Raw genomic sequence first — 23,380 nt, 5'->3', positions numbered from 1 at the left:
GGGAGGGTTGGGGAGGGGGAAGAGGGGCCAAAGGATCTTCCCCCCTCCCAGCCTCCCCCCTCCGGGGGGAGGAGCTAGCGGCATCTGCTTCGGTTGTCACCCCTCGCCCTTTGCGAGAGGGCACTCGGCTGAGAGAGGTGATCTAGGCGTCTTCTGTCCCCTGGTGGAGGTGTTCCCACAACGCCTTCGCTGCGCTCTCCGTCATCCCCGGCGCCGCTTTAAGTTCCTCCAGCGTCGCCCCCTGCACCCCCCTTAAACTTCCGAAGTGCTTCAACAGTGCCTTCTTCCTCTTGGCGCCGATCCCCGGCACCTGGTCCAGTGAAGATCCGGTCAGGACCTTGCTTCGCACGGCCTTGTGGTAGGTGACGGCGAAGCGGTGAGCCTCGTCCCTGATGCGCGCCAAAAGCAACAGCGGCGCCGAACTCTGCCGGAGCGTGATCGGGTTCTTGCGTCCTGGGCGGAACACCCGCTCGTCGCTCTTCGAGATCTCCTCGCTTTCCATGTCTCTGAAGGTGCGGCTCTTGGCCAGGCCCGCCGCCTCCACCCCGGTCACACCCAGTTCGTCCAGTACCGCGTTCAGTACGCCCAACTGCCCGAGGCCGCCGTCCACTACGATCAGGTCGGGCTGTTCCTCGGTAGTCTCCGCCTTGAACCGGCGCGACAGCACCTCGCGCATCATGGCGAAGTCGTCGGACTGGAGCACTCCCTTGATCCGGTAGCGCCGGTACAGGTTCTTGTCGGCCTTGCCGTCGATGAAGACCACCCGGCTCCCGACCGCCATCTCCCCCTGGATGTTAGAGATGTCGTAGCACTCGATCCTCCTCGGCGTGCGGGAGAGATGCAGCTTCTCGGCAAGTTCGGTCAAGAGTGTGGCGGATGAGCCCTCCTTGGCCAGCCGTTCCTGAGCCGCCGTCTCCGCGTTCTTCTGGGCCAGCTTCACCATCTCCAGCTTGGGACCGCGCTGCGGGGCGGCAATGATCACCTTCTTGCCCGCTTTCTCGGAGAGAAGCTCTTCGAGCGGCCCCGGCTCCGGGATGGGGAACGGGATCAGCACCTGCGGGGGAAGCGGGGCATCAAGGTCGTAGTACTCGTTCAGGAACGAGGCCAGCCCCTCCTCGGTCTCCAGCTCCCAATCGAAGAGGAAGGTCCGGCCGCCGGTCACCGTGCCGCCGCGGATATGCAAGAGGGCGATCTGCATCTGGTCCCCCTCGCGATGCACGCCGAACACGTCGCTGTCGCCACCCTGTGCCACCATCTTCTGGCGCTCCACGGTCACCTCGATGGCGCGCACCAGGTCGCGGTAGCGGGCCGCGTCCTCGTAGCGCATCTCCTGGGATGCCTGGTTCATCTTGGCGCGGTAGAGGCGGGCGATCTCGGTGTTCTTGCCCTCCAGGAACAGCGCCGCCCCCTCGGCGAGGGCCGCGTATTCCTCTTTGGTGATCAGCCCGCAGCAGGGGGCCGAGCATTGCTTGATCTGGTGGTACAGGCAGGGGCGTTTGCGCGCCATGCAGGTCGCCAGCGGGTAGTGGCGCAGCGGGAACATCTTGTAAAGCTGCTTCAGCACCTCCTTGGCGGCGGTGGCAGAAGAGTAGGGGCCGAAGTAGCGCGCGCCATCAGAGGGGATCTTTCTTACCAGCGACAGGCGCGGGAACTCTTCCTTCATGTCCATGCGCAGCGAGAAGTAGGTCTTGTCGTCGCGCAGGTTGATGTTGTACTTCGGGCGGTGCTGCTTGATCAGCGTGTTCTCGAGGATCAGCGCTTCCTTTTCGGTGTCGGTGACCAGGTAGTCGACCGCCTCGACCAGCTGCACCATGAAACGGATGTGGACGCGGGAGTCGCGGGTGTCGCCGACGTAGGCGCGTACGCGGTTTCTCAGGTTGCGCGCCTTGCCGACGTAGATGACGGTGCCGTCCGAGGTCTTCATAAGGTAGACGCCGGGGGAGGTAGGGAAGTTCTTGATCATCTCCTGGGTTATCATGAGGCGTAGTATAGACGGTTGCTGGTTAGAAGGGAAGGTGCGTTGTTTTAAGGAGCATTGTTTGAAGTCCCCCTTTGCGAAGGGGGATTTAGGGGGATTTGCTTTTTGTTGTGGAAGGCTTCAGCTCCTCCCCCCGGAGGGGGAGGTTGGGAGGGGGGGGGGTAGGGGGTAGGGGGGGGTAGGGGCGGTTAAGGCTTTCCCCCTCCCCAGCCCTCCCCCTCCGGGGGAGGGAGAGGTTGACGGGTGATGATGGCTAGCGCTTGCCGGTCCTGTTGCCGGGCTTGGCGGCGCCGCCGGGACGCGATGCCGGTTTTGCACCAGCGGGTCTTCCGGCCCCTGCCGGTCTGGCCGCTCCCGTTTTTGCTGTGGCCGGTCTGGCGGCCGGCTTCGCGGCCGCACTCGCCGTCGGCTTGGCTGCCTTTGCCGCCGGTTTGGCCGCCGGTTTGGTTGCCGGTTTGGCTGCAGGTTTGGCTGCTGCTGCCGCCGCTGCTTTCTTCTCTGCTGCCTTTTTCTCCGCCGCCTCGATCTGCCACCTCGGGACGCCCTTGGCGCCGCCACCGCCCGCCTTCATCTTCTGCGGGTTGGCGTAGGATACGGTGATGTGCTTGTCGATGAGCCAGGCGCCGTCCAGAGAGTCAATGGCATCCCGCGCCTCGGCCTCTGTGGACATCCTGACGTAGCCGCATCCCTTGAACTGGCCGGTTTCCGGATCCCTAATCAGGTGCATCGAGGTGACCGTGCCGGAAACGGCGAACAGCTTCTGCAACTCGTATTCGGTGACATCGTAGGACAGGCTGCCTACGTAAAGTTCTTTACCTGCTTTTGCCATGGAATCTAACTCTCCTTGATTTTGTCGGCACACTCTAGCACAACACGCGGCGGCACAGCAAAACTTTCTCTCCCTCCGCTGCCTTAGCCGCCGTTACGCTCCCGGAGGATGGCAGTGTAGAGCGGCTCCCGGTCTGCCTTGGAAGCGGAAACGACCATTTCGACGGTGACCGGCTTGCCGGCCGCACTGATCACCCGCTGCCGCGTGGTCTCCTCCTTGAACTCGCCGGGCTGTTCGATCCGCTGCCGCAGTTCATCCCCCTGTTCCAGGAAATCGAAGATCGATTCGCCGAGCAGCATCTGCCGGTTCCGGCCGAAGAGCGCCTCCGCCTTCTCGTTGACGATCACCATCTTGCCGTCCTTCAAGAAGGTCACCACCGCCGAGGCGGCGACCTCGATGAAGCGGCGGTAGCGCTCGTCCGCCTCGCGGGACTGGACCGTGCGATGGGAGAGTTCCTCCATCATGTCGTTGAAGGCGGCGATGAGCATGCCGATCTCGTCGCGGCTTTTCTGGGGGAGTTTTTCCTGGTAGTTGCCGGTCCGTGTGACGTCGATGATCCGGTCCGAAAGGAGCTTCACCGGCGTGATGATCTGTCGGCTCATGATGATTCCCATAACCACCGTGACGATGAGGTACACCAGTGCGCGGGCCAGCAGGTCGAGTTTGAAGTTGGCCCCCAACTGGGCGTACAGGTCCTTAACCGGGATGCTCACCGATACCGCACCGATCACCTCGCCAACCTTGTAGTTGTAGGAATAGTGGCCGGGCGGGAAGCGCTTCTTCACGAAGTCGGGTGCGCTGTCGTAGCTGCCGTGGCACCCCAGGCAGGAGGGAGTGGCGCGCATCGGCTGCAGGTAACGGAAGAAGCTGGTGTCGCCGCTTTGTACGATGTCGTAGCTTTCCGCGGTGGGGTTCTTGATGAACTTCTGCAGTTGCGCCGCCTCGTAGCCGTCCGGGCGGTTTTCCGGGTTGCGGTAGCGCAGCGACACCTGGCGCACGTAGAACTTGCTGTTCTGGGTGACACGCTTGGCCACCTGGGTCGCCACCACCTGCGGGACCAGGCTGTAGTTCGTTTCCGGTTCGTTTTTCACCACCGAGGACATGTACTCGCGGGTCTCGATGAGCTGCGTCGCGAAGCTGCGGGCGTTGTCCACCGCGAAGCGGAGCACGAAGTTTTTCTGGCGCTGGTACAGGAACATGCCGGAGGCGAGCAGGAGGGCGATCAGGAGTAGGGACATCAGGCCGAAGAACTTGGTGCGGATGGAGAAATCTGCCGGGCGGGTCATGCATCCTCCTGGAATTCATAGCACTGAAGGGGAAATTATAGCGGAGGAGGTAGAAGGTGCAATCCACCTTCAACAAGGCTACGGTGGACAAGTCCGGAGCGTTCCCGCCCCCGGAGGGGGAGGGACAGGGAGGGGGGCTTTTGCCTGTCCCTGGTTCCCAAGCTCCAGCTTGGGAACCCCATATGACGCAAAGCTCCAGCTATGAATCCGAGGGAAGCTTGAGCTTCTGAAAAGCTTTGCGTTCCCAAGGCGGACCTTGGAAGCGAGATCAAATCCCTTCGCCAAGGCTACGGTGGACAAGTCCGGAGCGTCCCCGCCCCCGGAGGGGGAGGGACAGGGAGGGGGTAGATGGCTGTGAGCTATCTTCACTTTTGAGGACACACCATATATCCTAACGAGCTAGGAGGGTGTGTCATGAGATCGAATCGCAAGTACGATTCAGAGTTTAAACGAGAAGCGATCAAGTTAGTCATTGATGAAGGCCGTACCATCCGTGAGGTAGAGAGCAGCCTAGGGATCACCCATGGGGTTCTCAAAGGGTGGGTCCAGAAACATCGGGACCAACAAGATCCTGTAAAAGTTAAGCATGCATCAGTTGAAGCCGAACTGAAGCACCTGCGTAAAGAGAACGAGAGGCTACTGCGCGAGCGTGAAATCCTAAAAAAAGCAGTGGCCATCTTCTCGACGGATCCGAATCGATATTCGGGTTCATAACCGAGCACCGCTCCGAATTCGGAGTTCAGGAGATGTGCCGAGTTCTTGGAGTGACTCGGAGTTGGTACTACGCCCATGCAGCCGGCCGGGTAACCAAGCGGCAGCGTGAAGACCAGGCACTGCTACCAGCTATCAAAAAAGCCTTTCACGACAGCGACAAGACGTACGGTGCAGTACGAGTAGTCAAAGAGCTGCAAAAGCAACAAAAGTACGTCGGAAAGAACCGCGTCTGGCGCCTGATGCGTGAAAATGATCTGCGAGTGAAGACTAAGCGGCGATTCAAAGTCACCACGAACTCGGATCACAAACGTCCTGTCGCGCCAAACCTTTTACAGCGGAATTTCTCTGCTCCAGCCCCTAATCAGGTTTGGACTGGTGACATCACGTACATCGAGACTGCCCAGGGCTGGTTGTACCTGGCAGTCGTGCTGGATCTCTTCTCCCGCCGGATCGTTGGCTGGAGCATGAGCGACCGAATGACAGACGACCTGGTTGTAACGGCTTTTGCCAATGCAGCGGTGAAGCGTCGGCCAGGAGCTGGCTTCATCTTCCACAGCGATCGCGGTTCGCAGTACTGCAGTAAGCGCTTCGGTACCACGATCAGCAAAGCTGGCGGCGTACAAAGCATGAGCGGCACCGGATGCTGCTACGACAACGCTGTGACGGAGACATTCTTCTCGACACTGAAGAGAGAATTGGTTTACCACTGCTCCTTCAAAACCCGGCAGGAGGCGCAAAGCCGGATCTTTTGCTACATCGAAGGTTTTTACAATCGCAAGAGGCTACACTCTGCCATCGGCTATTGCTCCCCAGAAGAGTTCGAGCAGCAGGAGTTGAAGATGGCAGCATAAGGGTTTCTAACGTGTCCTCTATTGCGAAGATAGGCCACTGCCTCCGAAGCCCCCCTCCAACCTCCCCCCTCCAGGGGGAGGCTTCTCGTCCCAACCACCCATAGAACGCGGGACAAAAAAAGCCCCATCCGCAGGAGAGGGCGGATGGGGCACAGGTGCTGGGTTCAACGTAGAACCTGGAACGTAGAACTTAGAACGTCCGTCAGTTCTTTTTGTGGCACTCGAAGCAGATCTCTTCCGTCTCGCGCCGCTTGATCTGGGCGGCCTTGTCTTTGGGGATACCCTTGCCCATCAGCTTCTCGCCCATCTTGTGGCAGTCGAAGCAGTTCCTTCCTTTCAGGGCCTTGTGCATCTTCACCATCGCCGGGTTCTTGCTATGACAGACGTTGCACTCAAAGCCATAGGCGGCGGGGGCGGCGAGCAGCAGCGACAGGACCAAAAGCGTTTTCTTCATGCGGGGACTCCTTCCACGATATCGGGTTACCATCTGATTCAGCGCCGCCAGCATAAACCGCCGCCGGTCAAGGCGCCTTGACCTAAGTCAAGGAACGCATAGCTGCGTTGTCCGAGAAAACACTTTTCATAGCTCCGGCAGTATGGTAATTTTCCCTGCTTTGCATTTTCGGTAACACTCGGATCATTCACAAATCGAGAAGAGACTATGGCTAAGATCATCTGTGTGGCGAATCAAAAGGGTGGGGTGGGCAAGACCACGACGGCCGTGAACCTGTCGGCCTCGCTGGCTGTGGCCGAACGCCGCGTGCTCCTGGTGGACATGGATCCGCAGGGGAACGCCGGAAGCGGCGTGGGCGCCGACAAGGACGTCCTCGAGGAAAGCATCTACGATGCCCTCATCGACGATGCACCGGCGTCGCGCATCGTGTTGAAGACGGAACTCCCCTACCTGCACCTCTTGCCGGCAACCTCCGACCTCGCCGGCGCCGAGCTGGAACTGGTGAGCGTCACCGACCGCGAGAGGAAGCTGAAGAAGATCCTGACCTCGCTCTCCGACTCCTACGACTACATCTTCATCGACTGCCCCCCTTCGCTGAACCTCCTCACCATCAACGCGATGACCGCGGCGAATTCCGTACTGATTCCGCTGCAGTGTGAGTTCTACGCCATGGAAGGGCTTTCGCAGATACTCAAAACCATCAACCTGATCCAGCAGGGGCTGAACAAGTCGCTCTCCATCGAGGGGATCCTGCTCACCATGTTTGACGCCAGGAACAACCTGTCGCGCCAGGTAGGCGAGGAGATGCGCGCCCACTTCCCCAAGGAGACCTTGCAGACCGTGATCCCGAGGAACGTGAGGCTGTCCGAGGCGCCGTCGCACGGCAAGCCGATCTGCCTGTACGACATCACCTCCAAGGGGGCGACCAGCTACATGGATCTGGCCAAGGAACTCATCGCGCGCGAGGTGTCGCATGGTTAAAAAAATGGGTCTGGGCAAGGGGATGGGGGCGCTGCTCCCGGTCGTGGAGGATCACGGCAAGAAATACTTCTCCTGCCCCATCGAAGACATAAAGCCCAACAAGGAACAGCCCCGCAAGACCTTCGTCAACGAGAAGCTCGAGGAGCTGGCCGCCTCCATCAAGGAAAAAGGGATCATCCAGCCCCTGGTGGTGGTCAAGAAGGCCGGCCATTACGAGCTGATCGCCGGCGAGCGGCGCTGGCGCGCCGCCCAGAAAGCGGGTCTGAGGGAAGTACCGGTCGTCATCCAGGACGTCTCCGAGGAGACCGCTCTGGAGATGGCGCTCATCGAGAACATCCAGCGCGAGGACCTGAACGCGGTCGAGGAGGCCGAGGCCTACCACGCGCTCCTGGAACGGTTTTCCCTGTCCCAGGAGGAGCTCGCCAAGAGGGTGGGTAAGGAGCGTTCCACCATCGCCAACGCCCTGCGTCTTTTGCGTCTTCCCGCCGAGATCAAGCGCGACGTGGCCGAGGACCGCATCTCCATGGGGCACGCCCGCGCCCTGTTGACCCTCGAGGACGTCGAGGAGCAGAAGGCGGTGCGCGACGAGATCGTCAAGGGGCACCTGTCGGTGCGCGAGACCGAGGCGCTGGTGAAGCGCAAGAAGGCGGGGCCGCCCAAGAAGGCCGCCAAGCCTTCGCTCGATCCGGACCAGAAGGACCTCGTTGACCGCATGCAGCGCCACTTCGCCGCCAAAGTCGCCCTGAAGCGGGCCGGGCGCGGCGGCAAACTGGAGATCAGTTTCGGCGACATGAAGGAGCTGACCCGCATCGTGGAGCTGTTGAACCTGTAGACGCGCGCACGCCTGCGTCACGCTTTTCCCGGCTCCATCGAGCTTCCCCCTTTTGCAAAGGGGGATTGAGGGGGATTTAACGCAGTGGCAACCGAGGTTGCTGTGGCTACCTCGGCTAAATCCCCCCTGACCCCCCTTCGCAAAGGGGGGGACGTTGTTCACGTGCCGCGCTTCGTGGCAGCGTGTTCCGTGGCGACACCAATAATCCCTTCCCGCGAGGGGAGGGGGGATGAGACGTCGCTTCTTCCTTTTTCCTCAGTAACACCTGCCGTACCTGTTTCAGATCCATCCCCGCATGGGGAAGCAAATCGAACATCGTTCCAAATGTCATACACGATGCTGTCTACAAAACCCGCGCTAACACTCGGTTCGCGCCCTTGTGACAGTCCGGCGGCACCCCGACTGGCACAGCTTCGACGTCTCAAAATACCGAAGTTAGGCCTTGTGTAAGTGTATACAATTCTTCGCTCAAACGGATAAATCGCTTGACACAAAAAGCATTTATGTGATAGCAATCACCTGTTTTGCGCGGACCCATTCACAGTCTGAAGGCGTATACGCCTTTAAAAATGTTCGAATAGAGGTGGTTTGGTGATCAATTTAGACATCGCATTTGTATTCCAGCTGGTGAACTTCCTGGTGCTGGTACTGCTCCTGAACGTCTTCCTCTACAAGCCGATCAGGAAGCAGCTCGCCGACCGCGCCGCCCAGATCAACGGGGCGAAGCAGAAAAGCGCCGAAGTCGACAGGGAAGTGCAGGAGAAGCTGGCCAGCTACGAGGCACGCATGCGCGAAATCCGCGCCGGTGCTGCCGACGAGCGTGGTGCCCTGAAGAAGGAGGCCCAGCAGCAGGAGGCCGCCATCCTCGACAAGGCGCGTGCCGAAGCTACCGAGTCCCTTTCCTCCATCAAGGCCAAGGTGGCCCAGGAGGCCGAAGAGGCACGTCGCATGCTGACCGCAAGCGCCGAGACCCTGTCCTCCGAAATCTGCGAAAAAGTTCTCGGGAGGAGTCTCTAGCATGCATATGAACAAGAAGCTCATCGTTTCCCTGCTCACGGTCGGCGCGATCATCGCCCTGGCTTCCCTCGGTTTCGCCGAGGAGGCCGCCGAGCACGCAGGCGCCGCACACGAAGGGGGCCACCAGGCCGCACAGATGAAGGACTTCATGTGGCGCTGCATCGACTTCGCCGCCCTGGTCGCCATCGCCGTCTGGGCTCTCAAGAAGGCCGACGTGAAAGGCACCCTGGCCGCACGCCGCGCCGGCATCGAGAAGACCCTGCAGGAAGCGGTCGCCGCCAAGGAAGCCGCCGAGAAGAAATTCGCCGAGTACTCCCAGCGCCTGGACCAGGCCAACCAGGAGATCGAGGTGATTTCCGCCAACATGAAGCGCGAGGGTGAGCTCGAGAAAGAGCGCATCATCGCCGAAGCCAAGGACGCCGCCGCCCGCATCAAGGCACAGGCCGAGGCCGCAGCGGCCCAGGAAGTCCTCAAGGCGAAAGACGAGCTCCGCGCCGAGGCAGCACGCCTCGCGGTCGAGCTGGCTGAGCAGAAGATCAAGCAGAACATTGCAAAAGGCGACCAGGACAAGCTGGTGGGCGACTATATCTCCAAGGTGGTGACTCTACATTGAGTACTAACGCTATTGCCAAACGTTACGCCAAGGCACTCGTGCAGATTGGCTCGGAAGCAGGGAGCGTGGAAGGGTTCAACAGCGAACTGTCCCGCTTCAGCACTGTCCTGACCGACAGCCGCGAGCTTTCGGCGATCTTCGCCAACCCTGCCTACGGCATCGAAGAAAAGAAAGAGATCCTCAAGGACCTGGTGGCCAAGCTCTCCATCTCCCCGATGATCTCCAACCTGATGATGCTCCTCCTCGAGCGCGGCCGCCTCTCGGTGCTGCCGCAGATCGCGGAGAACTACGGCGTCTTCGCCGACGAGCTCTCCGGCGTGATCAGGCCGACCCTTTCCTCCGGCTTGCCGCTGGACGCGGCCCAAGTCGAGGAGATCAAGGGCGCCCTGGCCAAGTCGACCGGGAAAAAGGTTGAACTCAAAGTTGTGGTTGACCCGTCGCTCATCGGCGGTGTGGTAACGCAGATCGGCGACAAGGTATTCGACGGCTCGGTAAGGACTCAGTTAGCTAACATTCAGGATATATTACAGAAGGGGTGAGACGGTTCTATGGAAATCAAAGCGGAAGAAATCAGCGAGATTATCAGGAAGCAGATCAAGGAGTACGGCAAGGAAGTGGCGGTAGCCGAAACCGGCACCATCATCTCCATCGGTGACGGTATTGCCCGTATCCACGGTCTTGACAAGGCGATGGCAGGCGAGCTCCTCGAGTTCCCGCACGGCATCACCGGCATGTGCCTCAACCTCGAGGAAGACAACGTCGGCGCCGCGATCCTCGGTGAGTTCTCCGAGATCAAGGAAGGCGACAGCGTCAAGCGTACCGGCAGGATCGTTGAGGTCCCGGTAGGCCAGGCCCTGGTCGGCCGCGTGGTCAACGCTATCGGCCAGCCGATCGACGGCCTCGGCCCGATCAACACCGACACCTTCGGTAAGGTGGAAGTGAAGGCCCCCGGTATCGTCAAGCGTAAGTCGGTTCACCAGCCGATGCAGACCGGCCTCAAGGCGATCGACTCCATGGTTCCGATCGGGCGTGGCCAGCGCGAGCTGATCATCGGCGACCGCCAGACCGGCAAGACCGCCGTCGCGATCGACACCATCATCAACCAGAAGGGCGGCGACGTCGTCTGCATCTACGTCGCGATCGGCCAGAAGCGTTCCACGGTCGCCCAGGTTGTTTCCAAGCTCAAAGAGCACGGCGCCATGGACTACACCATCGTCGTCGCCGCTACCGCTTCCGAGCCGGCACCGCTGCAGTTCATCGCACCGTACACCGGCGTCACCATGGGTGAGTTCTTCCGCGACGCCGGCAAGCACGCCCTGATCATCTACGATGACCTCTCCAAGCAGGCCGTCGCTTACCGCCAGCTTTCCCTGCTGCTCCGTCGTCCGCCGGGGCGCGAAGCTTACCCGGGCGACGTCTTCTACCTCCACAGCCGTCTCCTCGAGCGTGCGTGCAAGGTATCCGACGAGTGCGGCGCAGGCTCCCTGACCGCTCTGCCGGTCATCGAGACCCAGGCAGGTGACGTTTCGGCGTACATCCCGACCAACGTTATCTCCATCACCGACGGCCAGATCTACCTGGAGAGCGACCTGTTCTACTCCGGCGTACGCCCGGCCATTAACGTCGGTCTGTCCGTATCCCGCGTCGGCGGTTCCGCCCAGATGAAGTCCATGAAGCAGGTTGCCGGTACCCTCCGTCTGGCTCTCGCTCAGTACCGCGAGATGGCAGCGTTCGCACAGTTCGGCTCCGACCTCGACAAGGCCACCCAGATGCAGCTCGCTCGTGGTGCCCGCCTGGTCGAGATCCTCAAGCAGCCGCAGTACAAGCCGCTCTCCAACGAGAAGCAGGTTCTGGTCATCTTCGCCGCCAACAACGGCTACGTCGACGAGTACCCGGTCAACTCGCTGGGCAAGTACGAGCAGGAACTCTATGCATTCTTCGACGCCAGGAAAGCGGACGTCCTCGCCACCCTGCGCGACAAGAAGGCCATCGACGACGACCTGAAAGCTCAGATCATCGCCGGCCTCGAAGAGTTCAAGAAGGAATTTACTGCCTAAACCAAGGACGGACTTAGCGAATGGCAAACCTTAAGAGCATCAAGAAACGGATCGTATCCGTAAAAAATACCCGGCAGATCACCAAGGCCATGAAGATGGTCTCGGCCGCCAAGCTGCGTCGCGCCCAGGAGAACGTGGTCGCGGCGCGCCCCTACGCGGGTAAGCTCGCGGAGGTGCTTGAGCGTCTCGCCAAGACCCAGGAGTCGGATGCCAATCCGCTCATGGTGAAGCGTGACGGCGGTCGTGCCCTCCTCGTGGTGGTGACCTCGGACCGCGGCCTGTGCGGCGGCTTCAACGCCAACCTCTCCAAGGCCGCCGACCGCTTCATGAAGGAGCGCAAGGGCGACTTCTCGGAAATGACCCTGATGACCATCGGTCGTAAGGGTTACGAGTTCCTGAGGAACCGTCACACGGTCCGCAAACATCACGGCAACATCTTCTCCACCCTCTCCTACCAGACCGCGGCGCTCGTGGCCGCCGAGCTGATCGAGGGGTACCTGGCGGAAGAATACGACGAAGTCTTCATCATCTACAACGCCTTCCGCTCCGTCATGAGCCAGGACATCACCCTGGAGCAGCTCCTGCCGATCGCGCCGAAGGCCGGTGCGGAAGAGGAAATCGGGACCGAGTACATCTACGAGCCGTCCAAGGGCGCGCTGCTCGATGAACTGCTTCCCAAGCACATCGAGGTCCAGGTCTTCAAGGCCCTCCTCGAATCGGTGGCTTCCGAGCACGGCGCCAGGATGACGGCGATGGATGCGGCTTCCAAAAACGCCACCGAGATGATCGCCAAGCTCACCCTGATCTACAACAGGGCACGCCAGGCGGCCATTACCACCGAGCTGATGGAAATCATCTCCGGTGCTGAATCGATCAAGGGTTAACACTTATAAAAATATGTGGCCCTACCGGCCGCAAAAGGAAGAGGTTTAAACATGAGTCAGAACTTCGGAAAAATTTCGCAGGTCATCGGCGCAGTTATCGACGTCGAATTCGAGCCGGGCAAGCTTCCCCCGATCTACCAGGCTCTCAGGGTAACCAACCCCGCGATCGACGACCAGGAGTTCAACCTGGTTCTCGAAGTCGCACAGCACCTGGGCGAGAACGCCGTCAGGACCATCGCAATGGACGGTACCGACGGTCTGGTTCGTGGCCAGCAGGTCCTCGACACCGGCAAGCAGATCTCCGTTCCGGTCGGTCGCAAGACCCTGGGCCGCATCCTCAACGTCATCGGCGAGCCGGTTGACGAGATGGGTCCGGTAGGCAACGAGAAAGAGTACGGCATCCACCGCGAGGCGCCGCTCTTCGTGAACCAGTCCACCAAGGTCGAAGCGTTCACCACCGGCATCAAGGTCGTCGACCTGCTCGCACCGTACGCCAGGGGCGGTAAGATCGGCCTCTTCGGCGGCGCAGGCGTCGGCAAGACCGTTCTCATCATGGAGCTCATCAACAACATCGCCAAGCAGCACGGCGGCTTCTCCGTCTTCGCCGGCGTCGGCGAGCGTACCCGTGAAGGGAACGACCTCTGGATGGAAATGAAGGAGTCCGGCGTTCTCGACAAGGCCGCTCTCGTGTACGGCCAGATGAACGAGCCCCCGGGGGCGCGTGCCCGCGTTGCTCTCTCCGCGCTCTCCATCGCAGAGTACTTCCGTGACGAGGAAGGCCAGGACGTGCTCCTCTTCGTCGACAACATCTTCCGCTTCACCCAGGCAGGTTCCGAGGTGTCCGCACTTCTGGGCCGTATCCCGAGCGCCGTCGGTTACCAGCCGACCCTGGCTACCGAGATGGGTGAGCTCCAGGAGCGCATCACCTCGACCACCAAGGGTTCCATCACCTCGGTTCAGGCGATCTACGTACCGGCCGACGACCTTACCGACCCGGCTCCGGCAACCGCCTTCGCCCACCTCGACGCGACCACGGTTCTTTCCCGTCAGATCGCCGAGCTCGGCATCTACCCGGCGGTGGACCCGCTCGACTCCACCTCCAGGATCCTCGATCCGCAGGTCATCGGCGACGAGCACTACGGTGTAGCCCGTCAGGTCCAGTACGTACTCCAGAAGTACAAGGATCTCCAGGACATCATCGCGATCCTCGGTATGGACGAGCTTTCCGAAGAGGACAAGCTGGTCGTTGCCCGCGCCCGTAAGATCCAGAAGTTCCTCTCCCAGCCGTTCCACGTGGCAGAGGCCTTCACCGGCTCCCCGGGCAAGTACGTCGAGCTGAAAGACACCATCAAGGGCTTCCAGGAAATCATTGCCGGCAAGCACGACGACCTCCCGGAGCAGGCCTTCTACATGGTCGGCACCATCGAGGAAGCCATCGAGAAAGCTCAGAAGCTCGCGGTTTAATTAATCTGGTACGGCTAAAGGCTTAAGGAAGGGGACTGGCTCCGCCAGGTGCCAGTCCCCCTCTCCACGCACCTTAGCCTCAAGAGGTTTATATGGCTGAAAAACTGAAGGTTGAACTGGTAACGCCGTACAAGAAGGTCATGTCCGAAGAAGTGGACGAGATCACCGCCACCGGTGCACTCGGCGAATTCGGCGTCCTTCCGGGCCATGCCCCCTTCCTCACCTCGCTGAAGATCGGCGAGCTGGCCTACAAGAAGGACGGCGTGCTGCACCACCTGGCGCTCAACTGGGGCTACTTCGAAGTGGAGAACGACCAGGTCACCGTACTGGTTGAGACCGCCGAGAGGGCCGACGAGATTGACCTGGAGCGTGCCAAGGCAGCCCTTGGGCGTGCCGAGACCGAGCTCAAGTCGCTTACCCCGGAAGACAAGAACTTCCGCATCTACCAGGCCGCTCTCGAGCGTGCCCTGATCAGGGTGCAGGTGGCCGGCAAGGCAGGCGGGCGCTAAGCGTCCGACACAGAAACAAATGAGAAGAGCGGCCTCGCCGCTCTTTTTTTTTGCCCGGAGGGCGTGTAAGCTTGAGGCCTTGAGACAGCCAACCTGCCCCCCTCCCAGCCTCCCCCCTCCGGGGGGAGGAGCTTAGGAACCCGATGCTGCTCAAGCGAGGGGCAGCCGGACAAATCGCTGCCCTGGCTCACGCGTCCCCTCCCCCGGAGGGGGAGGGACAGGGAGGGGGAAACATGCCTGCGAAGGCCGCGTATTGAGGGCTCCATGAACCATGGTCACGACCTGCTGAACCAACCCATACCCGGCCTGATCCGCAAGATCGCGCTGCCGACCAGCGTGGGCTACTTCTTCAACACCATGTTCAACGTGGTGGACACCTTCTACGGCGGCCGCATCTCCACGGACGCCCTGGCGGCGCTCTCCCTCTCGTTTCCGGTCTTCTTCCTGATCATCGCCATCGGGGCCGGCATCTCCACTGGTGCCACTTCGCTTATCGGGCACGCCCTCGGCGCCGGAGACCGCGAAGGTGCGCGCCACCTCGCCGGCCAAACCCTCTCCTTCGGATTGCTGCACGGGCTCCTGCTGACGGCATTAGGGCTTACCGCCGCCCCCTTTCTCTTTGGCCTTTTGGGCGCCCACGGCACTGTGCTGGAACTGGCCCTGCAGTACATGGGGTGCATCTTCACCGGCAGCGTCTTCTTCCTGGTCAACTACGTCCTGAACGCGATCCTGAACGCGACCGGAGACAGCCGCAGCTTTCGCAACTACCTGGTGCTCGGCTTCTTCCTGAACCTGGCCTTCGACCCCTGGTTCATGTACGGCGGCCTTGGCGTCCCCGCCATGGGGCTGCCCGGCATCGCGTGGGCCACGGTGTTCGTCCAGGCTATCGGCAACTGCTACATGCTGATGCGGGTCAGGCAGTCCGGCATGCTCAGACACTTCCGCCTGCCCGAATTGGTTCCGGACCGGCACGCCTACTTCCAGCTGGCCAAGCTGGGATTCCCGTCCAGCCTCAACATGATGACCGTCGCTATCGGCATCTTCGTCATCACCCGCTTCGTGGCCCGCTTCGGCAGCGACGCGGTCGCCGCCTACGGCATCGGTACCAGGATCGAGCAGATCGCACTGCTGCCGGTCATGGGGATGAATGTTGCTACCCTGGCGCTGGTGGCGCAAAACAGCGGGGCACGGCAGATAGAGCGCGTGGTGCAGACCATACGGACTTCGCTGCGTGTCGGCATGACCCTGATGAGTTTGGGCACGGCCGCCGTCTTCCTCGCTGCCCGCCCGCTGATGTCACTTTTCACCAAGGACCCCGTGGTGGTGGACCTCGGCGTGCACTACCTGCACATCGAGGCATTCGTCTTCACCGCCTACGTCATCCTCTACACCAGCGTTGCCGTGCTGCAGGGGCTGAAACGACCAGTCTTCCCGCTGGTGATCGGCCTCGCCCGGCAGATCGTGTTCCCGATCCCGGTGTTCTACCTGATGGCCGACCTGCTCGGCTGGGGGCTTACCGGCATCTGGTGCGGCATTCTGCTGATCACCTGGGGCGCGGCCTGCGTCATCCTGCTCTATGTCCTGCGGCTCGCCACCGCCATGGACGGTGCCGCCGTGGGGGAGCACGAGGCGGGAGAAGAGAGTCGTTGACGGTTTCCCGAAAGTCGGCTGCTATTTTTCCCTAGACGGTCACCAGCGCAGAGTTGGCCATAATACGCTAGAATTTCCTGAAGTTGCCGAATAGTTGCCATGCGTCGCGGACTCGTGCTGCCGTGGGGGATCGCTATGGATCTCGAGCATCTGTGCAGGGGGATAAAGGAAAGGGTCGCGCTTGAGCTGCGGGAGAGCACCGATGCCTCCACCAGGCACGAACTGCTGATCGCGGCGCTCTGCGATGTGGAGCGGGTCGTCTTCCCGGCTCTTGGGCAGGCCGAGGGGAGGCAGGGGTATGGCCGTCTGCAGGATGTGGTCATGGACCTGGTAAGTTCCATTGCCATCCCCCTGATCAAGGAAGGGGATGGACGTGCGGGGGGCGCTGTTGCCAAGCTTGCCGAGGTGTGCCCGGATGCCCTGATCAGAAAGAAGCTGGCCGCCTATGCCCGGGAACTCGCCGTGCGGCAGGACTGCCGTGCCGGACAGGCACCGCCGGCAAGGACCCTTGCGGGGCTGGCAGGGCTTTTGGCGGTGGCGGGGCTCATGTATTACCTGCTCTGGCCCTACGGTTCCAGCGAGCAGGCCCAGCTTGCCCAGGAGCAGCAGATCGCGGAAGAGGTCGAGCCCAAAGGGCAGCCACAGCCTCACGAAGCCGTGCCGGCGACGGCGGAGCAGGAGGGGGCAGGAGAGCAGAAGGGGAGGGCGGAACAGCCCTCCCAGCGTCAGGAACGGTCCACCGCGACGGTGACGACTGCGCCCGCCGGCGATGTCACCAAGGTGCGCGTGGTGGACAACCAGGTGCTGGTCCCGGTGACCGTGAAGCATGGGGGGCAGGCGGTCAGGTTGGAACTTATCCTCGACACCGGCGCCACCAGGACGGCGCTGCACGAAAGTGTTGCCAACAGGCTCCCCATTGATTTACGCTCTGCCGCGAACGCGCAGGCGGAGTTGGCCGACGGCAGGGTGGTACGCTCCAGGATCGTCCGCGTCGACGCTGTAACCGTCGGCCCCTACGCCCGCGCCCCGATGGAGGTGGAACTGATCTCCTACAGCGGCAGCTCAGGCATGCACGACGGCCTGCTCGGGATGGATTTCCTGCGCAAGTACCGTTATCAGATCGATATGGAACATGAAGTGATCCGCTGGTTCTGACAGACCGCGGTTGGAGGGGTAGTGAGGGAAGGAAGTTTCTCTAGAGGTGCAGCGCTTCGCCGTGAAGACTTAGGCGGGGTGCTGTCGGCATGACTGGTAATCTTAAATCGGTATATCTGAAGCTGGTGCTGACCACCTTTTTCTGGGGCGGCACCTTCGTCGCGGCGCGTCTGGCGGTAAAAGAGGCGCCTCCTTTCTTCGCGGCCACCTGCCGCTTCTCAATAGCCGGGACCTGCCTGATCGCGCTTACCGCCTGGTATGCGGGCAAAGAGGGGAAACCCTTCCCGGTGCCCAAGGGGGTGCGGGAGCTTGCCCTTCTATTCAGCCTGGGCGTCACCGGCATCTTCTGCTACAACGCCGTCTTTTTCACCGGCCTCAAGCTGACCACCGCCACCAGCGGCGCGCTCATCGTCGCCATCAACCCCCTCATCACTGCGGTCCTGTCGGCGCTCTGGCTCAGGGAGCGGGTCACCCTGACCCAGGGGGTTGGCCTGCTGGTCTCGCTCCTTGGTGTCTCCGTGGTCATCTCCAAGGGCTCGTGGGCCGTCCTCGCCGGCTTCGCCTTCAACAAGGGGGACCTCATCATGCTGGGCGCACCGCTGTGCTGGGCGCTCTACTCGATCCTGGGCAAGAAGGCGCTGTCCCGGTTCACGCCGCTGGCCGCCACCGCCTACGCCGCCCTGTTCGGGACCATGCTCCTGGTCCCGGCGGCGCTGCTGGAGCACGCCGTCATAGGCGGGCGCATGCCTTCCTTCACCCTGGTGGGCTGGCTCGCCATCCTGCAACTGGCACTGCTCGGAACGGTGGTGGGTTTCGTCTGGTGGTACCAGGGCGTTGGGCGAATCGGGGCGTCGCGGGCCGCCGTCTTCGTCAACCTGGTGCCGTTCTTCGGGGCGCTGCAGGCCGCGTTCTTTCTCGGGGAAAGGGTGGTGCTGCCGCAGCTCGTGGGCGGCATGCTGGTGGTCGCCGGGGTCTACTTGGGGAGCCGGGTCAACGTGAGGCCGGACGGGAAGAATCCACAGCCGTTGCCGGCCGAGGGTGTGGGAAATACCTCGGAAGGCGCCGGGCAAGGCGAGGCGAGAGCATGAAAAGAACGTTGAGAACCCTGGAACTTATCTGGCGACTGGTCCTGCCGCCTCGTGGCGGCGCGCCGCAGCCGACGCAGCCGGGCGAGGTGAGGCCGTGCGAGCCGGACGATATCGGCAGGGGAATGGGGCTCTACCTGGACAGCAAAGGTGAGGTGCGGCTGTTCGTGCCGCAGTGCCGGCCGCTGGCGGCGTCCGTGGTCTTATTCAGATTGAAACGTCAGGGGTTCTCGCGCTGCAGTGTGGAGGAGAGTGAAGGGGGACTCCTGATCCGCGCGCAACGCTGACGGACCAGGAGCCGGTCGTTAACCTATCTTGCCGATCTCGAAACCGATCTGCTCCAGCGGGAGCACCACGTCGGCCACCTTGCCGTCGATGCACGCCCGCGGCATGCCGTAGATGGTGGAGGTCGCCTCGTTCTGCACCAGGGTGATCCCTCCCTTTTCCTTCAGATGTTTCATCCCCTTGAAGCCGTCGTTCCCCATCCCGGTGAGGATAACCCCGAGCATGGCGCCGTTGCTCGCGTCCGCCATGGAGGTGATCATTTGGTCCACCGAGGGGATGTAGATGTACTGGGGGAACTCGCTGGTGGGCGAGGTCTTCACCACGATGTTGCTCCCCTGCCTGACCAGGCTGGTGTGCATCCCGCCCGGGGCGATCAGCACCTGCCCCCCCTTGACGATGTCGCCGTCGACCGCTTCCCTGATCGATAACGAACACTTGGCGTTGAGCCGCTCGGCGTAAGGGCCGGTGAAAGCCTTGGGCATGTGGATGGCCACCACGATGCCGTGCGGGAAATTGACCGGGATGCGGGAGATGACTTCCTGGAGCGCCACCGGCCCCCCGGTAGAGGCGCCGATGCCGACGTAACCTATGCGGCGGTTGGCGAACTGGGACGGGCGCACCTGGACGGGCGGGGCGACGCGCTGCACCATGCCGATGCCGGCTCGTCTGGGGATGGCGGAGACCGAGGCCTCACGCACCTTCTCAAGGAGCGCCTTCTGGAACGTGGCCTGGGCGTCCTTGCAGTCGCTGACGTTCTTGGGGACGTAGTCGATGGCGCCGGATTCCAGCGCTTCGAAGGTGGCCCGCGCCCCTTCACAGGTGAGTGTGGAGACCATGAGCACCCGGGTGGGCTGCTTGGCCATGATCTGCTTCAGCGCGGCGATGCCGTCCATGCGCGGCATCTCCACATCCATGGTGATCAGGTCCGGCTTCAGAGCCAGGGCCTTTTCCACCCCTTCCATGCCGTCGGCCGCGATGCCGACGATCTCCACGCCGGGGGCCTTGGTGAGAATGCCGCGGATCGCCATCCTCATGAAGGAGGAGTCGTCGACGATCAGTACCTTCAGTTTGCTCGACGTTGCGGGGATCATGACGTTTCTTTGGCTCCTATGCCTTGGAAGATCGATTTGACCATGTCCTGGATCTCGGGGACGCGGTCGTCCAGTTCGTAGCAGAAGCGCTCCACGTCGAGGTCGGCGAGGTTGGGCGCATAGGACTTGAGGATCGCCCAGGCCTTCTCTTCGGCGAGGTTGAAGGAAACCCAGGAGTTGCCGCCGTAGTCAAGCTGGCGCACCGAGCAGAACAGGTCGGCCAGGTTGACGATGGCGCACAGGGTCGGATCGAGGACCGCCTGCTCCGGGTCGTGGTGCAGCCCGATCACTTCGCAGTAGTCGGCCGGGAAGTTCCATTTCTTGGCGATGCACAGGCCGATCTCGCTGTGGGAGGTGCCAAGGTACTCGGCCTCCTTTTCCACCAGCCGGAAGGGCTGCCCCTTCACCGAGTCGAGCAGGGCGCGGAAGGTGTCCTGGCGGTAGTAGGAGAGAAACACCTCGCCGATGTCGTGCACGATCCCCACCAGGTAGGCCTTTTCGGTGTCGGGGTAACGCACCCGTTGCGCGATGATCTTGGAAACGACGCCCACGCCGAAGGAGTGCTCCCAGAAACTGCGGACGTCGAAGATGCCGTCCCGCCCTTCGAAGACGTCGACGAAGGAGCAGGTGAAGGCGAGCTCGCGGATGTGGCGGAAGCCCAGGTAGATCAGGGCCCTTTTTACGGATTTTATTTCGTTGGCCGGCTTGTACAGCGGCGAATTGACCATCTTGATGACCCGGGCCGCCAGCACCTGGTCCGCCAGGATCATGTCGGCGACCTCGTCGAGCTCGACCCCGGGACGGTCCAGGAGCTCGATCACCCGGGTGGCCACGTGCGGGATGGTGGGGAGGTCAACGAAGCTCTCGACCATCTCCTCGGCAGTCTGCATCATGGCTGCTTTTTCCATTGCATCATCCTCACTTGTTGTAGGTGAACCCGCCCGGGAAGTGTACGGTCTTGAATTTGTCGTTCACCCCGTGCAGCGACTCGGACTGCCCCACGAAGAAGTAGCCATACGGCTGCAGGTTGTTGTAGAAGTGCTGCACTACCTTGCTCTTCGAGGATGTGTCGAAGTAGATGAGCACGTTGGCGCAGAAGATGAAGTCGAAGCTCTTCATGAAGAGCATCTTGTTGTCGTCGTAGAGGTTCAACTGGCTGAAGGTCGCCAGCTTCTTGACCTCGGGGGAGAGCACGAACCGGCCCGGGGCCTCCTCCTTGAAGTACTTCTTCAGGTAGTAATCGGGGGTGTTGCGCACCGAGTAGCTGTTGTAGACCCCTTCCCGGGCCTGGGCCAGCACGGTCTCGTTGATGTCGGTCCCCACGATCTCGATGATCCAGTCCTTGAGGAGTGCGGCGCGCTTCTCGAGCAGGATCATGGCCATGGTGTAGGCCTCCTCCCCCGAGGAGGAGCCGGCGCTCCAAATGCGCAGCTTCTTGAACCCGATCTTCCCCTTGGTCCCGATGATCTCAGGCAGGAACTTGTTTTCCAGCGCGTTCAACTGGGGCATGTTCCTGAAGAAGCAGGTCTCGTTGGTGGTGATCTCGTCCAGGAGCTTGGTCAGTTCCGCCCTGCCGGTGGCCGGGCTGCGTACGAACTGGTAGTAGTCCGCGTGGGTCTTGCAGCCGGTTCCTTCCATCCTGCGGGCCAGCCTGCTTTCCAGGAAGTACTTCTTGCTGCTGTGAAAGTAGATGCCGCAGACGTTGTATATGTAGTCCCGAAGCTGTTCGAAATCCTTGTCGGAAATCTTCGGGGCGTTTTTAGCGTCAAATGGTTTCATGTCTAATGCCATTATCGTCCCCTCAGGCTGCTCCGCCGCCGACCAGTCCGATCGGATCAACAATTAACGCCACCCTGCCGTCTCCCATGATGGTCGATCCGCCGATCCCCGGGAGGTTGGACAGGAACTTGCCCAGCGATTTGATGGCAACCTCCTGTTGCCCCAACAGCCTGGTGACGATCAGGCCGATTCTCTTCTCTGCGACCCCTACGATGACCACGTAGCAGGTGTCTCGGTCGGTGTAGACCTCGTGGCAGCCGAAGGTCTGCTGCAGCCTCAAAAGCGGCAGCACCGAGTCCCTCAGTTTCAGCACCTCCTGCCCGCCGATCATGTGGAACTCCTTCTTGCTGACCCGCATGGTCTCGATGACCGACGCCAGCGGGATCGAGTAGACCTCCTTCTCGACCTCCACCAGCAGGGACTGGATGATGGCCAGGGTAAGCGGGAGCTTCAGGATGAACTCGCTGCCGCGCCCCAACTCGTTCTTGATCTCGATGATGCCGTTGAGCTTCCGGATGTTGGTGCGCACCACGTCCATGCCGACGCCGCGCCCGGAAAGGTCGGTGGTCTGCTCCTTGGTGGAGAAGCCGGGGAGGAAGATGAGGTCGAGGATCTCGCGGGTCCCCATGGCGGCGACCTGATCGTCGGTGACCAGCCCTTTGTCCACGGCCTTGCGGGCGATCTTGTCCGGGTCGATGCCGCGGCCGTCGTCCTTGATGCTGATCACGATCTGGTTCCCTTCGTGGGCTGCGGAGAGGACCACCGTGCCGGTGCGGTCCTTGCCGGCGGCGAGTCGCTGGTCCGGGGTCTCCAGGCCGTGGTCCAGGGCGTTACGGATCAGGTGGATCAACGGATCGCCGATCTCGTCCACCACGGAGCGGTCCAGCTCCGTTTCCTCGCCGTAGATGATCAGGTCGACCTCCTTGCCGAGGTCGCGCGCCAGGTTGCGGACGATGCGCGGGAACTTCTTGAAGACCTTCTCCACCGGAAGCATGCGCATCTTGAGGACCTGCATCTGCAGTTCCGAGGTGACGAAGTTGAGCCGCTTGGAGAGCTTGCCGAAATCGTCGCCGAACTCGGCGGGATTGAGGCCGGTCTGGTAGTCGCTGTGCAGCTGGATCATGCGGTTGCGCTCCAGCACCAGCTCCCCCACCTGGTTCATCAGGTCGTCCAGGCGCTTCACGTCCACCCTGACCGTGGAGTTGTCGGCGAGATCCTCGCCCCCCCCCTTGGCCGGTGCCTTCTGGGGCTCCTTGACCGGCTGGGGCTTGGGCTGCGGCGCTGGCGCCACCTGCTGCGAGGCGGCAGGCTGGGCCTTGGGCTCCGCCTTTGCTCCCTGCGGCTCTGCGGGTGCAGCCGCTGCCTCCTCCGCCTGCTGGGAAGCCGCGGGCTCAGCAGGTGCGGCCGGGGCTGCCGCTTCCTTCTCCTCCTTGGGGGCGAAGACGGGGGCGAGCACGGTCGCTTCCACGGCGTTCTCGGAGAGGAAGGGGATCAGCTTCGCGATCGTCCCCTCCAGGTCCCTCTCAATGATGTCGCCTCCCTTGATGTCGGCCACCAGGGTCTTCACGAGATCGACCGCCTCGAGGATCACGTCCATGATCTCCGGGGTGAGCGTCAATTCCACCTTCCTCAGGCGGTTCAGGACGTCCTCGGTCTTGTGCGTGACCTTGACGAGCATGTCGAAACCCAGGAAGCTCGAGGCACCCTTGACCGTGTGGATGGATCGGAAGATCCGGTTCATGAGGTCGGCGTCTTCCGGGCTCTTCTCCAGGGAGATCAGGTCGTCGTCAAGTTTTTCCAGGAGCTCGGTGGTTTCGGCGAGAAAGCCGTCCAGTAGCTCCTGATCTTCGCAGTCTATGGCCATTG

At 61.7% G+C, this 23,380-nt stretch carries 23 protein-coding genes; 15 read left to right on the top strand and 8 right to left on the bottom strand.

What is annotated here, in order from left to right; translation table 11 throughout:
- Window positions 1-142 precede the first annotated feature (142 nt).
- From uvrC to KP004_RS19145, 3 genes are all read right to left on the bottom strand, one after another.
- The gene (gene uvrC, locus KP004_RS19155) at window positions 143-1,978 is read right to left on the bottom strand and encodes an excinuclease ABC subunit UvrC (protein WP_216799987.1); all 1,836 of its coding nucleotides are present in this window, start codon (window positions 1,976-1,978) and stop codon (window positions 143-145) included.
- A gap of 253 nt (window positions 1,979-2,231) precedes the next feature.
- Window positions 2,232-2,807 (bottom strand): RNA recognition motif domain-containing protein, encoded by a 576-nt coding sequence (locus KP004_RS19150; RefSeq protein WP_216799986.1) that lies wholly within the window; start codon window positions 2,805-2,807, stop codon window positions 2,232-2,234.
- Between the two features lie 83 nt (window positions 2,808-2,890).
- Window positions 2,891-4,093: a c-type heme family protein gene (locus KP004_RS19145; RefSeq protein ID WP_216799985.1), complete on the bottom strand. Its 1,203-nt coding sequence runs from the start codon at window positions 4,091-4,093 to the stop codon at window positions 2,891-2,893.
- Window positions 4,094-4,507: 414 nt separating this feature from the next.
- Here KP004_RS19145 and KP004_RS19140 point away from each other — a divergent pair, with 414 nt between their 5' ends.
- Complete coding sequence (locus KP004_RS19140; protein ID WP_216798563.1) at window positions 4,508-4,807, top strand: transposase; 300 nt, start codon at window positions 4,508-4,510, stop codon at window positions 4,805-4,807.
- A complete protein-coding gene (locus tag KP004_RS19135; protein WP_216802408.1) occupies window positions 4,792-5,658 on the top strand; it encodes an IS3 family transposase in 867 nt (288 codons plus the stop codon). The genes KP004_RS19140 and KP004_RS19135 overlap by 16 nt, the downstream gene beginning before the upstream one ends.
- 202 nt (window positions 5,659-5,860) lie before the next feature.
- Here KP004_RS19135 and KP004_RS19130 read toward each other — a convergent pair whose 3' ends face one another.
- On the bottom strand, window positions 5,861-6,112 hold the full coding sequence (locus KP004_RS19130) for a cytochrome c3 family protein (RefSeq protein ID WP_216799984.1): 252 nt from the start codon (window positions 6,110-6,112) through the stop codon (window positions 5,861-5,863).
- A 207-nt stretch (window positions 6,113-6,319) separates the two neighbouring features.
- Between KP004_RS19130 and KP004_RS19125 the strand changes: the two genes are divergently transcribed.
- The 13 genes from KP004_RS19125 to KP004_RS19065 all read left to right on the top strand — a co-directional run bounded on the left by KP004_RS19125 (window position 6,320) and on the right by KP004_RS19065 (window position 18,646).
- Window positions 6,320-7,093 (top strand): ParA family protein, encoded by a 774-nt coding sequence (locus tag KP004_RS19125; protein ID WP_216799983.1) that lies wholly within the window; start codon window positions 6,320-6,322, stop codon window positions 7,091-7,093.
- On the top strand, window positions 7,086-7,925 hold the full coding sequence (locus KP004_RS19120) for a ParB/RepB/Spo0J family partition protein (RefSeq protein ID WP_216799982.1): 840 nt from the start codon (window positions 7,086-7,088) through the stop codon (window positions 7,923-7,925). The genes KP004_RS19125 and KP004_RS19120 overlap by 8 nt, the downstream gene beginning before the upstream one ends.
- 591 nt (window positions 7,926-8,516) lie before the next feature.
- Window positions 8,517-8,942 (top strand): F0F1 ATP synthase subunit B family protein, encoded by a 426-nt coding sequence (locus KP004_RS19115; RefSeq protein WP_216799981.1) that lies wholly within the window; start codon window positions 8,517-8,519, stop codon window positions 8,940-8,942.
- A gap of 7 nt (window positions 8,943-8,949) precedes the next feature.
- A complete protein-coding gene (locus tag KP004_RS19110; RefSeq protein ID WP_199390729.1) occupies window positions 8,950-9,555 on the top strand; it encodes a F0F1 ATP synthase subunit B in 606 nt (201 codons plus the stop codon).
- Window positions 9,552-10,094 carry an ATP synthase F1 subunit delta gene (atpH, locus tag KP004_RS19105; RefSeq protein ID WP_216799980.1) on the top strand — a complete coding sequence of 181 codons (543 nt, stop codon included), beginning with the start codon at window positions 9,552-9,554 and terminating at the stop codon, window positions 10,092-10,094. Before KP004_RS19110 ends, atpH begins: the two co-directional genes overlap by 4 nt.
- A gap of 9 nt (window positions 10,095-10,103) precedes the next feature.
- Complete coding sequence (gene atpA, locus KP004_RS19100) at window positions 10,104-11,612, top strand: F0F1 ATP synthase subunit alpha (RefSeq protein WP_216799979.1); 1,509 nt, start codon at window positions 10,104-10,106, stop codon at window positions 11,610-11,612.
- A gap of 20 nt (window positions 11,613-11,632) precedes the next feature.
- Window positions 11,633-12,496, top strand: a complete 864-nt coding sequence (gene atpG / locus KP004_RS19095) for an ATP synthase F1 subunit gamma (RefSeq protein ID WP_183343908.1) — start codon at window positions 11,633-11,635, stop codon at window positions 12,494-12,496.
- Between the two features lie 51 nt (window positions 12,497-12,547).
- Complete coding sequence (atpD, locus tag KP004_RS19090) at window positions 12,548-13,960, top strand: F0F1 ATP synthase subunit beta (protein ID WP_199390671.1); 1,413 nt, start codon at window positions 12,548-12,550, stop codon at window positions 13,958-13,960.
- A 92-nt stretch (window positions 13,961-14,052) separates the two neighbouring features.
- On the top strand, window positions 14,053-14,469 hold the full coding sequence (locus KP004_RS19085; protein WP_183343904.1) for a F0F1 ATP synthase subunit epsilon: 417 nt from the start codon (window positions 14,053-14,055) through the stop codon (window positions 14,467-14,469).
- 264 nt (window positions 14,470-14,733) lie between these two features.
- Window positions 14,734-16,119, top strand: a complete 1,386-nt coding sequence (locus KP004_RS19080; RefSeq protein WP_216799978.1) for an MATE family efflux transporter — start codon at window positions 14,734-14,736, stop codon at window positions 16,117-16,119.
- Between the two features lie 99 nt (window positions 16,120-16,218).
- Window positions 16,219-17,274 carry a retropepsin-like aspartic protease gene (locus KP004_RS19075; RefSeq protein WP_216799977.1) on the top strand — a complete coding sequence of 352 codons (1,056 nt, stop codon included), beginning with the start codon at window positions 16,219-16,221 and terminating at the stop codon, window positions 17,272-17,274.
- 89 nt (window positions 17,275-17,363) lie between these two features.
- Entirely contained in the window at window positions 17,364-18,362 is a 999-nt protein-coding gene (locus KP004_RS19070; protein ID WP_216799976.1) for a DMT family transporter, read from the top strand.
- Window positions 18,359-18,646: a hypothetical protein gene (locus KP004_RS19065; RefSeq protein WP_216799975.1), complete on the top strand. Its 288-nt coding sequence runs from the start codon at window positions 18,359-18,361 to the stop codon at window positions 18,644-18,646. Before KP004_RS19070 ends, KP004_RS19065 begins: the two co-directional genes overlap by 4 nt.
- Before the next feature lie 18 nt (window positions 18,647-18,664).
- Here the strand turns inward: KP004_RS19065 and KP004_RS19060 are convergent, their stop codons facing one another.
- The 4 genes from KP004_RS19060 to KP004_RS19045 are packed head-to-tail and all read right to left on the bottom strand — an operon-like array spanning window position 18,665 to window position 23,378.
- Window positions 18,665-19,735: a protein-glutamate methylesterase/protein-glutamine glutaminase gene (locus tag KP004_RS19060; RefSeq protein ID WP_216799974.1), complete on the bottom strand. Its 1,071-nt coding sequence runs from the start codon at window positions 19,733-19,735 to the stop codon at window positions 18,665-18,667.
- A complete protein-coding gene (locus tag KP004_RS19055) occupies window positions 19,732-20,643 on the bottom strand; it encodes an HDOD domain-containing protein (protein WP_216799973.1) in 912 nt (303 codons plus the stop codon). Before KP004_RS19055 ends, KP004_RS19060 begins: the two co-directional genes overlap by 4 nt.
- 10 nt (window positions 20,644-20,653) lie before the next feature.
- A complete protein-coding gene (locus tag KP004_RS19050; RefSeq protein WP_216799972.1) occupies window positions 20,654-21,526 on the bottom strand; it encodes a CheR family methyltransferase in 873 nt (290 codons plus the stop codon).
- Between the two features lie 10 nt (window positions 21,527-21,536).
- Complete coding sequence (locus KP004_RS19045) at window positions 21,537-23,378, bottom strand: chemotaxis protein CheA (protein WP_216799971.1); 1,842 nt, start codon at window positions 23,376-23,378, stop codon at window positions 21,537-21,539.
- Between the last annotated feature and the right edge of the window lie 2 nt (window positions 23,379-23,380).

It is taken from the genome of Geomonas oryzisoli (assembly GCF_018986915.1).
GTDB classification, from domain to species: domain Bacteria; phylum Desulfobacterota; class Desulfuromonadia; order Geobacterales; family Geobacteraceae; genus Geomonas; species Geomonas oryzisoli.
This window is presented reverse-complemented; position numbering and strand designations above follow the sequence as displayed.